The following is a 14,326-nucleotide window of genomic DNA, read 5'->3' as shown; positions in this document are numbered from 1 at the left end:
GAATGACGATGGTTCAATCGAACATGAAAGATCCCAAGGCGATCACCGGAAAGACGGTCCTGGTCTGGCTTCTTGCCTTCTTTGGGGTGATCTTTACCGCCAACGCCGTGTTCATCTATCTCGCGCTCGGGTCTTTCCCGGGCGTAGTGGTGGAAAGTTCCTATGAAGCCGGACAGGCCTACAACGAGGAAATCGCGGCCGCCAAGGCTCAGGCAGACCTGAACTGGCAGGTCTCGACCGAATTTACCCGCACCAGCGGTGCGGACGGCAAGCTGGTCGTCACGGCCAACGACGCGCAGGGAACGCCGCTTTACGGGGTGGTCCTTCATGCCCTTTTGCGTAATCCGGTTCATGACGACGCCGACGTGAAGGTCGATTTCACGGCTGACGGCGGTGGGCGCTATGTCGGAGCAGTCGAGAACCTTGCCGACGGCAACTGGACACTCATCCTGGAAATCGAACAGGATGGCGAACGGAAATTCCGGTCCGAGAACCGGATCTTCGTCAAGAACTGAGGCACGTACCGTGACGGTCCATCAGCGTGATTGGCAGGCATTCGTGACGCCGGGCGAAGACGGTGCGGTCCACATGGACCTTGCCGTCGACGGCATCACCTGCGCTGCCTGCATGGGAGACATTGAGCGAGGTCTGAAACGGCTTCCGGGTATCCGGACGGCACGCGTCAACCTGACCAGCCAGCGGCTCGCCGTCGACTGGTCGGAAGACCAGACCGGGGCTGACGAGATCGTCGCCGAGCTGGAGCGTCTCGGATACAAGGCCCACCCGTTTGATCCGGCAAGCCAGAAGGAGCGTCAGGACAAGACCGGCAAACAATTGCTGCGCTGCCTGGCGGTTTCCGGCTTTGCCGGCATGAATATCATGCTGTTGTCCGTTTCCGTGTGGTCGGGCAATGCCACGGACATCACCCCGGAAACCCGGGATTTCTTCCACTGGCTGTCTGCGCTGATTGCCTTGCCGACGGTTGCCTACTCCGGGCGGCCGTTCTTTCGCAGCGCCTTCAACGCCCTGGCTGCCGGCCGGTTGAACATGGATGTGCCGATCGTGATCGGCGTGACACTGGCGGTCGCCCTGTCGGTCGTCCAGACCATCCAGCACCAGCATCATGCCTATTTCGAATCCGCCGTCATGCTGTTGTTCTTCCTGCTTGTCGGACGGTATCTCGACCACAACATGCGAGGGCGGACGCGATCCTTTGCAGAGAACATCGCCGCTCTGAAGGCCGAAGTTGCCGCGCTGATTCATCCCGACGGCGCAGTCCGCGAAGTTCCGCTTTCAAAAATCGCCGCAGGCGACCTGGTTCTGGTATCGGGCGGCGAGCGGGTGCCGGTGGATGGTGTGGTTGAAACCGGTGTTTCCGAGATCGACCAGAGCCTTGTGACCGGTGAAAGCGTGCTGGTGCCGGTTGCGGCCGGTCAGCGAGTCTATGCCGGTACCTTAAACGGAGCAGGGGTGTTGCAGGTCCGGGTTCAGGCTGCTTCCGGCGCGACGTTGCTGGATGAGGTCAACCGCCTGCTCGAAGCGGCATCCCAGGCCAAATCCAAATACGTGCGCATTGCAGACCGAGCCGCCCGCCTATATGCGCCTCTGGTGCATGGCGCGGCTGCGCTGACATTTCTTGGCTGGTTGCTGGTCGGGCTCGACTGGCAGCCTGCCCTGATCATCGCCATTTCCGTCTTGATCATCACCTGTCCCTGCGCGCTCGGTTTGGCGGTTCCCGCCGTGCAGGTGGTGGCATCCGGGCAGCTCTTCCGGTGTGGAATCCTGCTCAATTCGGGCGACGCCATCGAACGGTTGTCGGATATCGACACCATCCTGTTCGACAAGACCGGAACGCTGACGCTTACCGAGCCGGATCTGTGCGGCTCCATCAATCCAGATGACGAAACGCTTGCGCTGGCCGGACGCCTTGCCCTGGCAAGTCGGCATCCCTTGTCGGCCGCCCTGGTCAAGGCAACAGGAGCGTTGCAGCCTCTGCCGAACGTCAGCGAGACATCCGGGGCGGGTCTTGAAACCCTGGTTGCCGGACAGCGTCTGCGGCTTGGCAGCCCGCTGTTCTGCGAAGCATCCGACGAACAGGTCGAGGCAGCACTGCAGTCGAACCCGGGTGCCTCTCTGCTTGCTATCCGCTTTGGCGCGGATCCTGCCCGCCTGTTGGCCTTCCGGCAACGGTTGCGGCCGGATGCCAGGGCGGTGGTCGATCAGTTGAAGTCAGCCGGCTACGCGCTTGAAATTCTCTCCGGGGATACGAAACCTGCTGTGGCCGATTGCGCGGCTGTGCTGGGTGTATCGGACTGGCGGTCGGGCATGAAGCCCGCCCAGAAAATTGCGCGTCTCGAAGAACTCCAGGCCAGTGGCCGCAAGGTCCTGATGGTTGGCGATGGCCTGAATGATGCTCCGGCGCTGGCCGGGGCGCATGTCTCGCTGTCGCCTGTCTCGGCCGTGCATCTCAGTCAGGCCGCTGCAGACGCCGTTTTTCTCGGTGACAAATTGCAGCCGGTGGCCGATGCGCTCAGGCTGTCGAAACGGGCAAGGGCGGCAATTGAGCAGAACCTCTGGATTTCGGTCGTCTACAACATCATTGCCGTGCCCATTGCCGTGGCCGGTTTCGTCACACCTTTGATGGCGGCAGCAGCGATGTCCGCTTCCTCGCTGGCAGTTACCGCAAACGCGCTCAAGCTGCGCTGGGGAGAGGGCGGCAGGAACGCGGGAGCGAACGCACCCACAGTGCGACAGCAACAGGCCGCTGAATGAGATCAACATGGACGTTCTGATCTATCTGATACCGATTGCACTGCTCCTGGGAGCGCTAGGGCTTGGGGCTTTCCTCTGGTCCTTGAAAAGCGGCCAGTATGACGATCTCGAAGGTGCCAAATGGCGCATCCTTGACGACGACGATCTGCCAGACAAGTAATTGCAGGCAATCTTGACTTTGTGTTCCCGTGCGCCTAGCCCCATGCATTCCTTTAGGTAACTGGAGCTATGCATGGATTCGTTTCCGGACGCGCACAAACCGGGCTACGCCGTTTATTCCAGAACGTCGCTGGCTATCTACGATGCCCTGGTGCTGGGTTTGTCGAACCGCTGGATCTGGCGTTGCCCGAGCTCTCATCTGGTCGCGCTCTATGACCAGCATGTTTCCGCCAATCACCTGGATATCGGCGTGGGCACCGGTTACTTCCTGGACAAGACCAGGTTTCCCGTTGCAGATCCAAGGGTGACGTTGCTCGATCCCAACCGGGAGTGCCTCGACAAGGCTGCTGCCAGAATTGCCCGCTTGAAGCCCGTCACCGTTCAGGCAGATGCACTCGTGCCGTGGCCAAAAGATATCGGCAGTTTCAAGACCATCGGCCTCAACTACGTGCTTCATTGCCTTCCGGGAACCATGACTGAAAAGGCAGTGATTTTCGATCATGCGGTACCGCATCTTGAAGAAGGGGCAACGGTCTTTGGGTCCACCATCCTGCAAGGCGATGCGCCGCGGTCCGGTGCCGCCCGCAAGCTGATGCAGATCTATAACCGCAAGGGTGTCTTTTCGAACGAAGCCGACACGCAGGACACTTTGCGAGCGGAACTTGAAAAACGCTTTGCCGAGGTGACGATTGAAAGGATCGGGTGCGTGGCACTCTTCAGTGCCCGGAAGCCGCGCCTTGCCTGAGCCCTGCCACGGCAAGGCGCAACGGGCAGCTTAGGAGAGGACGTTGGACAGGGCCATTCCTGTGGCAAGCAGGACGAGCCCTATGCCGGCAAGCAGAAGGAGATTGTCTCTCAGTCTTGCATTTGTGCCGAGGTCGGACGGTTCATGCTCCATAGGGAGCGGATCGTCTTCCCCGAACGTTTCAGGATCCCGGGACATGGTTCTTACAATCGTTTGCAAAAGGCTGCTCGTTCAGTTCGATTTCTTGCCTGCAAGATGGGGGCGTACAATTGAAAGTCCCGTTAATATCGAACCGGGCAAAAGATTAATTGAGCGCAATATTACCAATAGGTGAAATCCTTCAGTGTATTGCGAGTAATTTCTCAGCCTTTCCGAAACTATTCAAAGTCGATGCCGCGTTGGCGGATGATTGTGGGCCCCTCGCGGCGGGAGACTAACTCATTGTTCAGACTTTCATGGCAAAGGTTAAGTCAAACAAGGAGGACTAGGTGAGCCTGGATCTTGCCTCTCTGACATTCTTGCTGGTCGAAGACAGTGCTTACATGCGGACCATCCTGCGCACCATGCTGCAGGGGTTCGGTGCGCGGCGCATTGTCGAGGCCGAAGACGGCGCGTCCGGCCTTGAAGCCATGGACCGGGCGAACCCTGACATCCTTATTCTGGATTGGGTCATGCCGATCCTGGACGGGGCGGACATGGTTCGCATGATCCGCAGTCCGAACAATCCCTTCGCCTATATCCCGATTATCATGGTGACCGCTCACACCGAGCGTAGCCGGATCGTGGAAGCGCGCCGGCTCGGCGTTCACGAGCTTCTGTCCAAGCCGATCTCGGCAAAGGCACTGTATCAGCGCGTATCCAGCGTGATCCTGCACCCGCGCGATTTCATCAAGACGGCCACCTATTTCGGCCCTGCACCGCGCGAAATCCGGAACCGCCAGAAGATCTGGCAAGGTGGCCCCGGCCAGCCGCAACAGCAGGGCGGCGAAGGCGACGGTAATCTCACCGCGATCGGTTAAGCGTAAAATTCAGCTGAAAGTGATGTGGACGCGTCAGGCGGCCGACTGTGCTGCCGTGCGGTTCTCCGCTGCCGCATAAGACGATGCCCCTTGAGCATTGGCACTTTCTGCCGCTTCGGCAAACTGCGCCAGAACGTCAAGATCAACCGTGTAGTGGTCAAGCAGGAACTGGGAAAGAACATCGATAGGGAGATGATGGTAGCCTTCGATGGCGGCCATCAAAGCTTCAAGTGTGTCCAACCGTTCGCGGAGTTTAATCATGGTTACCCGATGAGCCGATTTTTTCTCACACTGGAGTTTTATAGTTAATAATGCGTAAAACCGAGCGTAGCAAGGATGCGCGACCGCGGTATCACCTCCGAAAACAATCGTCCACAAACTTTTGCCGGAAATCTTCGAATTTCTTGGTAAAAATCGCCGGTGCGGGGCAAGTTGTCGCTGAAGGTCTAGGGAAAATTCAATGGCAAAAATCATCTATGTTCTGAACGGTCCGAATCTCAATCTGCTCGGCAAGCGGGAACCGGAGATCTACGGGCCCCAGACCCTGGATGACGTCCGTGCGATGTGTGAGGCAGCCGCTGCGCCCAGGGGGCTGGAGATCGCATTCCATCAGAGCAATGCCGAACACGTGCTTATCGACTGGATCCATGAGGCAAGGGAAGCGGCGGCGGGTATCATCATCAATCCGGCGGCCTATACGCACACATCGATCGCAATTCTGGACGCATTGAATACCTGCACCTGCCCGGTGATCGAGGTTCATGTCTCCAACATACACAAACGGGAAAGCTTTCGGCACCATTCCTACGTTTCAGCCCGGGCGGATGCGGTGATTGCCGGCTGCGGTGTGGAGGGTTATCTGCTGGCTCTGCAGCGCATGGCGACTTTGTGCGCAGACGCATGATCCTGCGTCTCTGCCAGTGACACTGTTTGAGGATTTTTTGGCGGTTCAGTAACCGTTGCCGTTGAAGAATTCCCTGGCGACCGTCGTCGCGAGGATTTTGACATCGAGGATAACCGACTGACGCTCGATGTAGGCAAGATCATAGACCAGCCGCATGCGGGCCGCATGAGCGTTTTTGGTTTCCCCGCGAAAGCCGTTGACCTGTGCCAGGCCTGTGATGCCCGGAAGCACCTTGTGGCGGTCCATATACCTGGGGTGGAAGTCTTCATAAGGCATTCCGGCGGCCAGCATGCCGGGCACATGCGGCCGGGGACCTACCAGGGACATCTCTCCTCGCATCACGTTGATGAGCTGCGGCAGTTCATCGAAATTGCTCTTGCGCAGGAAGGCGCCGATCAATGTGACGCGCGGATCGTTGGCAACGGTTTGCGAAATCCCGGTGCTGTCGCACTGGTTGGCATACATCGTCCGGAACTTGAGAACGGCAAACTTCCTGCCATTCAAACCGTAGCGCCACTGACGGAAAAACACCGGTCCGCGGCTTGTCAGTTTTATTGCAACCGCGATTGCAACAAATAAGGGAAAAAGCAGTAGAAGGCCGGCACTTGCACCGGTCAGGTCAATACATTTCTTCAGTCCGGATTGAATCGCTCCGCGTGCCGGACGGAGGTCGCGGGAGGCACGGTTTGTCGCATCGAGCAGGTCGGGGTGCGGATAGCCCCACGTCGCGAAGCCGGCAATATTCATCGCTTCGCGGCCGTGATCATCTGCTTCGTAAGATACTGTTTCGTCTGCCAAGATATGCCAGCCTCAACCCGATTTACGAGACCACTTGATGTGCGCCAGCATCCTGTCTGGAGGCAGTCGCAATCACGATCGTATCGTTAATATTTGGATAACAAGATCGGGAAAATTGTTATCCATTAAGGGTTTGGTTACCATAGTGACGCGACGGGAGCAATGTTCCGACGTCAAAAGTGATGTGAAATTTAATTAATTTTTAAAATATTGAACGCCGGGCTAGGGTTAGCCCGACGTTCGCATAGGGTATTAAATTCTGGAGTGGGAACCGGCCGCTTAGTAGCTGCGGCCGACGCTGGTGTACTCGAAGCCGCGGGCTTCCATGTAGTCCGGCTTGTAGATATTTCGCAGGTCGACCACCTTGGGCGCCGAGACCAGGGTTTTGACGCGGTCGAGGTCAAGCGCACGGAACTGATCCCACTCCGTAACGATTACAACCACATCTGCATTCTCGATGGCATGATAGGGTCCATCGCAGAACATCACGCCCGACATGACCTTCTCGGCTTCTTCCATGCTGGCCGGGTCGTAGGCGCGGATCTTGGCACCAGCAGCCTGCAGTTTTTCCACGATGTCGATGCTCGGTGCTTCGCGCATGTCGTCCGTATTGGGCTTGAATGCGAGGCCAAGCAGCGCGACCGTCTTGCCACTTACGTCGCCGCCCATGAATTCGATCACCTTGTCGGCCATCTTTTTCTTGCGGGCCGCGTTTACCTCGATGACGGAATCGACGATCTTCAGATCGGACTGTGCGTCCGCGGCGATCCGCGAGAGGGCAAGAGTGTCCTTCGGAAAGCAGGAGCCGCCGTAGCCTGGGCCGGCATGCAGGAACTTGCCGCCGATGCGGTTGTCGAGGCCGATACCGCGCGAGACTTCCTGGACGTTTGCCCCGACTTTCTCACACAGGTCTGCAATTTCGTTGATGAAGGTGATCTTGACCGCGAGAAACGCATTGGCCGCGTATTTGGTGAGTTCCGATGTGCGGCGGCGGGTCACGATGATCGGGGTTTCATTGAGATACAGCGGGCGGTAAAGCTCACGCATCACTTCGACTGCGCGCTCGTCATCGGTCCCGACCACCACCCGGTCGGGGCGTTTGAAGTCGCTGATGGCGGCGCCTTCGCGCAGGAATTCCGGATTTGAAACGACGGCGAATTCTGCGTCAGGGTTGGTCTTGCGGATGATCGCTTCCACTTCGTCTCCCGTGCCGACCGGAACGGTCGATTTGGTGACGATCACGGTGAAGCCCTCGATCAGTCGCGCGATTTCCTCTGCCGCTGCATAGACGTAGGACAGATCGGCATGGCCATCACCTCGGCGTGTCGGCGTGCCGACGGCAATGAAAACGGCATCCGCTTTGCGGATCGCTTCTTCAGGAGCAGTGGTAAAGAAAAGGCGTTCTTCGGCAACGTTCTTTGCAACGAGTTCCTGCAGGCCAGGTTCATAGATCGGGATCTGTCCGTTGTTCAGGGCGTCGATCTTGCTTGCATCCTTGTCGATGCAGGTGACGACATGTCCGAAATCGGCAAAACAGGTTCCGGACACCAGACCGACATAGCCGGTCCCAATCATTGCAACACGCATTTTAAATTTTCCTGCTTCTGGGTGGTCTTCAGGCGTTAGTCAATCACCATAAGCCCGCTAGGTGCTGCCCGAATTACATGGACCGACAGCAAAAGACCAGTTCGTTGAAATCGTATTGTTTGAAATTTTGAAATTCTGCTCCGTACACTACTCTGAACAGGGACAGGATGAGGCGTCTGCAATTGCCTGAACGCGTCCCGGTCCTGAAGACTAACGGAACGACACAAAAAACGGGAGCATTTTTCTGTCTAAAGAGGGGATGTGTTCCTCCGGAAGGAAGGCCCCTGTGCGAAGAAGGGCCTTCTCATTTCGGAGCAACTGGATTGTCCTACGTCGGTGCGATGCCGCACCAGGCAGCGGTAAACAGGGCGATCGTCTTCGTCACTCTTTTCAGCGACGGCAGGTTCACGCATTCGTCTATGCCGTGAATGTTCTTTGTCAGCGGGCCATAGGTGAGGGCGGGAATGCCGCAATGGTTCACGTAAAGAGCCGCATCCAGATAGCAGGCCATGATCGACCGCTTGAGCGCAGTTCCGGACGTGATGTTGTGTGCGGCGGCGAGCGCATTTTCCGCATCGCCGCCTTCGGGAAGAAGATACCCTGCCTGACATGTCCCGATCCATTCGAGCTTTGGATTGGCTTTCTCAAGCCGGGGATCCTTCGTACCAAGCGTTTTCAGCATCTGTTCCAGGCTGGCCATCCGGTCTTGCGGGGCGTCACCCGGATAAAACCCGATCCGGCCTTCGAAACGGCATTCGAACGGGATGGACGCCGGCCATTCGCCGCCGTTGATGGTGCCGATGTTGAGGCTTGCAGGATTGCGCAGCTCGTCGAAGCCGGGATGGCTGGTCTTTTCCTCATTCCAGCGAGCTTCCAGCGCCTTCAACTCGTTGATGACGAGGAACGCCGCCTCGATTGCGCTGAGGCCTGACTCCGGCTCGCGTGGGTGAGCCGGCACACCCTGGACGGAGATCCGGAACTTGATGACACCGGAATTTGCATAGGTGACCTCTTCGTCTGTCGGCTCGGGAATGAGAACCGCGTCCGCTGTCGCACCATTCATGATCGCAGTTGCGGTGCCATTGCCCGTCACCTCTTCGTCGATGACAGACTGGAACTCGAGCGGTCCTTTCAAGCTGAACCCGGCAGCCTCGATGGCATCGACTGCAAAGAGATTGGCTGCGAGGCCTGCCTTCATGTCCCCCGCGCCCCGTCCGAAAAGCCAATCGCCCTCGCGCACGGCTGCAAACGGCGGATGGGTCCAGTTTGCCGGATTGGCAGTGGGCACGACATCGACGTGGGCATTCAGGATCAACGAACGCCCGCCATGGGCAGACTTCTTGCGACCACTGACGTTGAACGTGTCGGTGTAGTCGATAGTGGCCGGAGAATAGGCCGGATGGGACTGCAGTTGCGCCACATCGAGCCCATAGGTCTCGACGTCATAGGCACGGTCACGGAGAGCGTCTGCAATGATCTTCTGGACACCGGCCTCCTCACCGCGAAGGGATCTTGCCCGCACGATCTCCTGCAGGAAGGCGATCTCGTCCTCGAATGCGGCATCAACGGCAGCGGTGATGGCGGAAATGGCTTCGTTGGAAAGTGGTTCTGACATGACGATCCGGCTGGAAAGGATGATGAGGTGGGCGATTTGCCCGCACCCTATCAACTGCGCGGTCTGCGTCAAATGCGGGTAGCAGCACGCCTAACCCCATCATCCCTCTCAGTATGGCTGAAGCAGCGCCCCAGGATGATGAGGAAAAGTGAGATTTGGCAGACGTGACCCTGGTCTAGACAGTCAGATACCGACGGACTTCCGTTTCAGAAAGGTCAGCACCCGTGCCCGAGAGCACCACTTCGCCGCGGTCCATGACGGCATAATCGTCGGCCAGATCACGGGCGAACTCGAAATATTGTTCCACCAGTACGATGGCCATCGTGCCCTGGTCGCGCAGCCACGAGATTGCCCGACCTATGTCCTTGATGATCGAAGGCTGGATGCCTTCCGTCGGTTCATCAAGCACCAGAAGTTTCGGACGGGTGACCAGAGCTCGTGCAATCGCGAGCTGCTGCTGCTGTCCGCCGGACAGATCACCGCCACGGCGTGACAGCATGTCCTTGAGCACCGGGAAAAGTTCGAAGATCGTATCGGGAATGAACCGTTCCTTGCGCGGGATCGGGGCATAGCCGGTCTCAAGATTTTCCTTTACCGATAGAAGAGGGAAGATCTCGCGTCCCTGCGGCACGATCGCGATGCCTTTCTTGGCGCGGGCATGGGCTGCCAGCGAGGAGATGTCCTCGCCGTCCCACAGGATCTTGCCGGCGCTGATGCCGTGCTGACCGGCAACCGCACGCAAGGTGGATGTCTTGCCGACACCATTGCGTCCCATCAGACAGGTTACCTTGCCGGTCTCGGCCTTCAGCGAAACCTTCTTCAGCGCCTGGGCGGCGCCATAATGAAGATCGATGTTTTCAACTTGCAGCATGAGCTGACTTCCCTTGGCTGATCGCGATGCGCCTTGTGGCCGTTGGTTCGTTCGTTGTCGGTACCGCCGTATCACTTCCGCGAGCGACGAGACGCGAACGACAAAGCCTACTCCTCATCGTCCGAGATAAACTTCCACGACACGTTCGTCGGCTGAGACATGGTCGAGTGAGCCTTCAGCCAGGACCGAGCCTTCGTGGAGAACAGTGACTTTGACACCCAGGGAGCGCACAAACACCATGTCGTGCTCGACCACGACGACCGAGTGATCATTGGCGATATCCTTCAGAAGTTCAGCGGTTTCAGCGGTTTCGGCATCCGTCATGCCGGCAGCAGGCTCGTCCACGAGAAGCAGCTTCGGATCCTGGGCCAGCAGCATGCCGATCTCCAGCCACTGCTTCTGACCGTGGCTGAGGTTGGCTGCGAGCTCGCTTCTCTTCGAACCAAGCCGGATCAGATCAAGCAGATATTCAACCCGCTTCTTCTCACCACCCGAAATGACATGAAACAGGGTGGCGAATGGGCCACGCGGTGCCTTGAGCGCCAGTTCCAGGTTGTCCCAGACGGTATGGCTCTCAAAAACGGTCGGTTTTTGAAACTTGCGGCCGATCCCGAGCTCGGCGATTGAAGCTTCGTCCTCGCCGGTAAGGTCCACGGTGCCGTTGAAAAAGACCTCGCCACTGTCCGGCCGGGTCTTGCCGGTAATGACGTCCATCATCGTGGTCTTGCCCGCACCGTTGGGACCGATGATCGCCCGCATTTCGCCCGGGGCAATCGTCAGCGACAATTCGTTCAGTGCCTTGAAGCCGTCGAAGGAAACCGACACGCCGTCGAGATAAAGAAGACTGGAAGATCGTGCCATGGCTTTACTCCGCGGGCTGGGGTTCGGCATCCGCCGGAACGGTCGAGGCAGATTTTTTCGGGCTGACGTTGGCCGGGGAGGCGGGCGACTGCGGCGCCTGGCTCGGAGGTTGGTCCGACCCGGCCTCGAAGTCTTTGGAGACTTTCCGTTGCCGCAAGGCTGTCCAACCCTGGGAAAGGGTGCCGACGATGCCCTTCGGCAGGAACAGGGTCACGACCACGAAGAGGCCACCGAGCGCAAAGAGCCAGATGTCAGGCAGCGCGGCGGTGAACCAGGTCTTGGCGAAGTTGACCAGAACGGCGCCGAGGACGGCCCCGACCAGCGTTCCGCGCCCGCCGACGGCAACCCAGATCACCACCTCGATGGAGTTGGCGGGTGCAAATTCACCCGGGTTGATGATGCCGACCTGCGGCACGTAAAGGGCTCCGGCGATACCGGCCATCATGGCCGACAGGGTCCAGACGAACAGCTTGTAGTGTTCCACACGATAGCCCAGGAAGCGTGTCCGGCTCTCTGCGTCGCGCACGGCCACCAGCACCTTGCCGAGTTTCGATCGGGTGATTGCCCGGCAGATGAGGAAGCACAGGACCAGCGCCAGGCCTGAGGCTGCAAACAGGCCCGCGCGGGTCGTGTCGGCTTGAATATCAAAGCCGAGAATGTCCTTGAAGTCGGTCAGGCCGTTGTTGCCGCCGAAACCCATGTCGTTGCGGAAGAAGGCAAGCAGCAGCGCATAGGTGAGGGCCTGCGTGATGATCGACAGGTAAACGCCGGTGACGCGTGAGCGGAAGGCGAACCAGCCGAAGACGAAGGCCAGCACGCCCGGCACCAGCAGCACCATGAGCGCCGCAAACCAGAACATGTCGAAGCCGTACCAGTACCAGGGCAGTTCTCCCCAGTTCAGGAACACCATGAAATCCGGCAGGATCGGGTCGCCATAAACGCCGCGGGTTCCGATCTGGCGCATCAGGTACATGCCCATGGCATAGCCGCCGAGCGCGAAGAAGGCCGCGTGACCGAGCGAGAGAATGCCGCAATAGCCCCAGACCAGATCTACCGCCAACGCCAACAACGCGTAGGTCAGGTATTTACCCATCAGCGTGACCGCGTAGGTCGGCACGTGGAAGGCCGAGCCTTCGGGGACAAGCAGGTTGCCGGCAGGAACCAGGACGATCACGGCCGCCATAATGGCGAGGAAGATCCCTGCTCGGGCATCCATGGCGCGGAAGAGGAAAGAGGTCATCATGCTTCAACTGCCCGGCCCTTGAGGGCGAACAGGCCCCTTGGACGCTTCTGGATAAAGAGAATGATAAAGATGAGCACGAAGATCTTGCCGAGCACGGCGCCGGCATAGGGCTCCAGGAACTTGTTCACGACACCGAGGGTCATGGCGCCTACCAGCGTGCCCCACAGATTGCCGACCCCACCGAAGACCACGACCATGAAACTGTCGATGATGTAGCCCTGGCCAAGGTTCGGTGAAACGTTGTCGATCTGGCTGAGCGCGACGCCCGCGATCCCGGCGATACCAGAGCCGAGCCCGAAGGTGAGCGCGTCGATCCAGGGAGTGCGGATGCCCATCGAGGCGGCCATTCGCCGGTTCTGGGTCACGGCGCGGGTATAGAGCCCGAACGGGGTCTTCTTGAGGACAAGCATCAGTCCGGCGAAGACCAGCATCGCGAAGACGATGATCCACATGCGGTTATAGGTGATCGTCATCTGGCCGATCTCGAAGGCACCGGACATCCAGTCCGGGTTGCCAACCTCACGGTTGGTCGGGCCGAAGATCGAGCGCACCGCCTGCTGCAGCACCAGCGAGATGCCCCAGGTCGCAAGCAGCGTCTCCAGGGGGCGCCCATACAGCCAGCGGATCACGCCACGCTCGATGGCAACGCCCACCAGTCCTGAGGTGAGGAAAGCAAGCGGCAGGGCGATGAACAGGGAATATTCGAAGAGCCCTGGCGCGGAGGAGCGAATGAATTCCTGAACCACGAAGGTGACGTAAGCCCCGATCATCACCATCTCGCCATGCGCCATGTTGATGACGCCCATGACACCGAAGGTGATGGCAAGGCCAATGGCAGCGAGCAGCAGCACGGATCCAAGCGACAGGCCGTACCAGACATTCTGTGCCGCATCCCAGGCGGCGATGGACTTCTCGATCTTGGTGATTTCCGTGGTTGCCGCTTCGCGCAAGGCACCTTCGGAGGAAGATTGCACGGCAATCAGAAGCGACAGCGCATCGCGATTGCCCATGGTGCCGAGCGTCGAGACCGCCTGAAGTTTGGCCGCTTCGTCCATATCGGAGTTCAGAACGGCTGCGGCCCGGGCTTCTTCCATTTTCTTGCGCACGCCGTCGTCCGCTTCTGCGGCGATGGCGGCATCCAGGGCTTCGATACTGTCCGGATCCTTCGCCTTGAACACGGCTTCCGCGGCCGCCATCCGCACCTTCGGATCGGGCGCCATCAGGGTCAGCGACCCGAGCGCGGACCGGATCACCCGGCGGAGTTTGTTGTTGACCTTGATCTTGTCGATTTCGCCCTTGGCCGCTTCGCCGGTCGTTTCCATGGTCAGCGGGTCGATCAGGGCAAGGTTCTTGCCGGCCTTCCTGGTGATGAAGACTTCGCCATCAGCCTTGCGCACGTATAGATCGCCATCGCTCAGGGCCTCGAGGGCAGGGGCCACTTGCGGGTCACCGGTCGCGACAAGGGCACCGATCTGCTTTTCGGTTTCGGAATATTTGCCCTTGGCCAGGTCGTTGATCAGCGGACGGAGTGCCTCTGGATCGCTTTGGGCCAGTGCCGGTGCGGCAAGGAGGCTGGCAGCGAGGCTGAGGAGGAGTAGGAAGGATCTCATCAAGGACATCGTGTCCACCGGTGTTTTGAACTTTCACCTGACGACCTCATCCTGAGGAGCCGCATTGCGGCGTCTCGAAGGATGGGCCACTTGCTTCCGGGGTTGCCGCCCATCCTTCTGGACGGACCTTGCGGTCCTCCTC

General features: G+C 59.0%; 15 protein-coding genes. 6 read left to right on the top strand and 9 right to left on the bottom strand.

Features of this window, described 5'->3' with window-relative positions; translation table 11 throughout:
• Window positions 1-2: 2 nt before the first annotated feature.
• The 4 genes from FIV05_RS27120 (at window position 3) to FIV05_RS27105 (ending at window position 3,676) form a co-directional block, all read left to right on the top strand.
• Window positions 3-515, top strand: coding sequence for a FixH family protein (locus tag FIV05_RS27120; protein WP_152511657.1), 513 nt, complete (start codon window positions 3-5; stop codon window positions 513-515).
• Between the two features lie 10 nt (window positions 516-525).
• Entirely contained in the window at window positions 526-2,772 is a 2,247-nt protein-coding gene (locus tag FIV05_RS27115) for a heavy metal translocating P-type ATPase (RefSeq protein WP_152511656.1), read from the top strand.
• Between the two features lie 7 nt (window positions 2,773-2,779).
• A complete protein-coding gene (ccoS, locus tag FIV05_RS27110) occupies window positions 2,780-2,932 on the top strand; it encodes a cbb3-type cytochrome oxidase assembly protein CcoS (RefSeq protein WP_023001738.1) in 153 nt (50 codons plus the stop codon).
• A 72-nt stretch (window positions 2,933-3,004) separates the two neighbouring features.
• Window positions 3,005-3,676 (top strand): class I SAM-dependent methyltransferase, encoded by a 672-nt coding sequence (locus FIV05_RS27105; RefSeq protein WP_152511655.1) that lies wholly within the window; start codon window positions 3,005-3,007, stop codon window positions 3,674-3,676.
• A gap of 30 nt (window positions 3,677-3,706) precedes the next feature.
• Here FIV05_RS27105 and FIV05_RS31705 read toward each other — a convergent pair whose 3' ends face one another.
• The gene (locus FIV05_RS31705; RefSeq protein ID WP_023001736.1) at window positions 3,707-3,874 is read right to left on the bottom strand and encodes a hypothetical protein; all 168 of its coding nucleotides are present in this window, start codon (window positions 3,872-3,874) and stop codon (window positions 3,707-3,709) included.
• A 344-nt stretch (window positions 3,875-4,218) separates the two neighbouring features.
• Between FIV05_RS31705 and FIV05_RS27100 the strand changes: the two genes are divergently transcribed.
• Window positions 4,219-4,695 carry a response regulator gene (locus FIV05_RS27100; protein ID WP_051990227.1) on the top strand — a complete coding sequence of 159 codons (477 nt, stop codon included), beginning with the start codon at window positions 4,219-4,221 and terminating at the stop codon, window positions 4,693-4,695.
• 33 nt (window positions 4,696-4,728) lie between these two features.
• Here the strand turns inward: FIV05_RS27100 and FIV05_RS27095 are convergent, their stop codons facing one another.
• Window positions 4,729-5,169, bottom strand: coding sequence for a hypothetical protein (locus tag FIV05_RS27095; RefSeq protein WP_152511654.1), 441 nt, complete (start codon window positions 5,167-5,169; stop codon window positions 4,729-4,731).
• Here FIV05_RS27095 and aroQ point away from each other — a divergent pair.
• Window positions 5,156-5,599, top strand: a complete 444-nt coding sequence (gene aroQ, locus FIV05_RS27090; protein ID WP_152511653.1) for a type II 3-dehydroquinate dehydratase — start codon at window positions 5,156-5,158, stop codon at window positions 5,597-5,599. The two genes, FIV05_RS27095 and aroQ, sit on opposite strands and share 14 nt — an antisense overlap.
• A gap of 45 nt (window positions 5,600-5,644) precedes the next feature.
• On the opposite strand, the gene FIV05_RS27085 is transcribed toward aroQ, so the two are convergent.
• From FIV05_RS27085 to urtB, 7 genes are all read right to left on the bottom strand, one after another.
• Window positions 5,645-6,397, bottom strand: a complete 753-nt coding sequence (locus FIV05_RS27085) for a sugar transferase (protein WP_286202237.1) — start codon at window positions 6,395-6,397, stop codon at window positions 5,645-5,647.
• A gap of 279 nt (window positions 6,398-6,676) precedes the next feature.
• A complete protein-coding gene (locus FIV05_RS27080) occupies window positions 6,677-7,984 on the bottom strand; it encodes a UDP-glucose/GDP-mannose dehydrogenase family protein (protein WP_152511652.1) in 1,308 nt (435 codons plus the stop codon).
• Between the two features lie 328 nt (window positions 7,985-8,312).
• Window positions 8,313-9,599 (bottom strand): ArgE/DapE family deacylase, encoded by a 1,287-nt coding sequence (locus tag FIV05_RS27075; protein ID WP_152511651.1) that lies wholly within the window; start codon window positions 9,597-9,599, stop codon window positions 8,313-8,315.
• 175 nt (window positions 9,600-9,774) lie between these two features.
• The gene (gene urtE / locus FIV05_RS27070; RefSeq protein ID WP_023001729.1) at window positions 9,775-10,470 is read right to left on the bottom strand and encodes an urea ABC transporter ATP-binding subunit UrtE; all 696 of its coding nucleotides are present in this window, start codon (window positions 10,468-10,470) and stop codon (window positions 9,775-9,777) included.
• Between the two features lie 114 nt (window positions 10,471-10,584).
• Window positions 10,585-11,331, bottom strand: coding sequence for an urea ABC transporter ATP-binding protein UrtD (urtD, locus tag FIV05_RS27065; RefSeq protein WP_023001728.1), 747 nt, complete (start codon window positions 11,329-11,331; stop codon window positions 10,585-10,587).
• A gap of 4 nt (window positions 11,332-11,335) precedes the next feature.
• Window positions 11,336-12,574: an urea ABC transporter permease subunit UrtC gene (gene urtC / locus FIV05_RS27060; RefSeq protein WP_062489924.1), complete on the bottom strand. Its 1,239-nt coding sequence runs from the start codon at window positions 12,572-12,574 to the stop codon at window positions 11,336-11,338.
• The gene (gene urtB / locus FIV05_RS27055) at window positions 12,571-14,193 is read right to left on the bottom strand and encodes an urea ABC transporter permease subunit UrtB (RefSeq protein WP_152511650.1); all 1,623 of its coding nucleotides are present in this window, start codon (window positions 14,191-14,193) and stop codon (window positions 12,571-12,573) included. The genes urtC and urtB overlap by 4 nt, the downstream gene beginning before the upstream one ends.
• Between the last annotated feature and the right edge of the window lie 133 nt (window positions 14,194-14,326).

Origin of the sequence: Labrenzia sp. THAF191a (assembly GCF_009363335.1) — a bacterium.
GTDB classification, from domain to species: Bacteria; Pseudomonadota; Alphaproteobacteria; order Rhizobiales; family Stappiaceae; genus Roseibium; species Roseibium algicola.
Note: the sequence above shows the minus strand (reverse complement) of the source record. Positions and strands in the feature narration are given on the sequence as shown.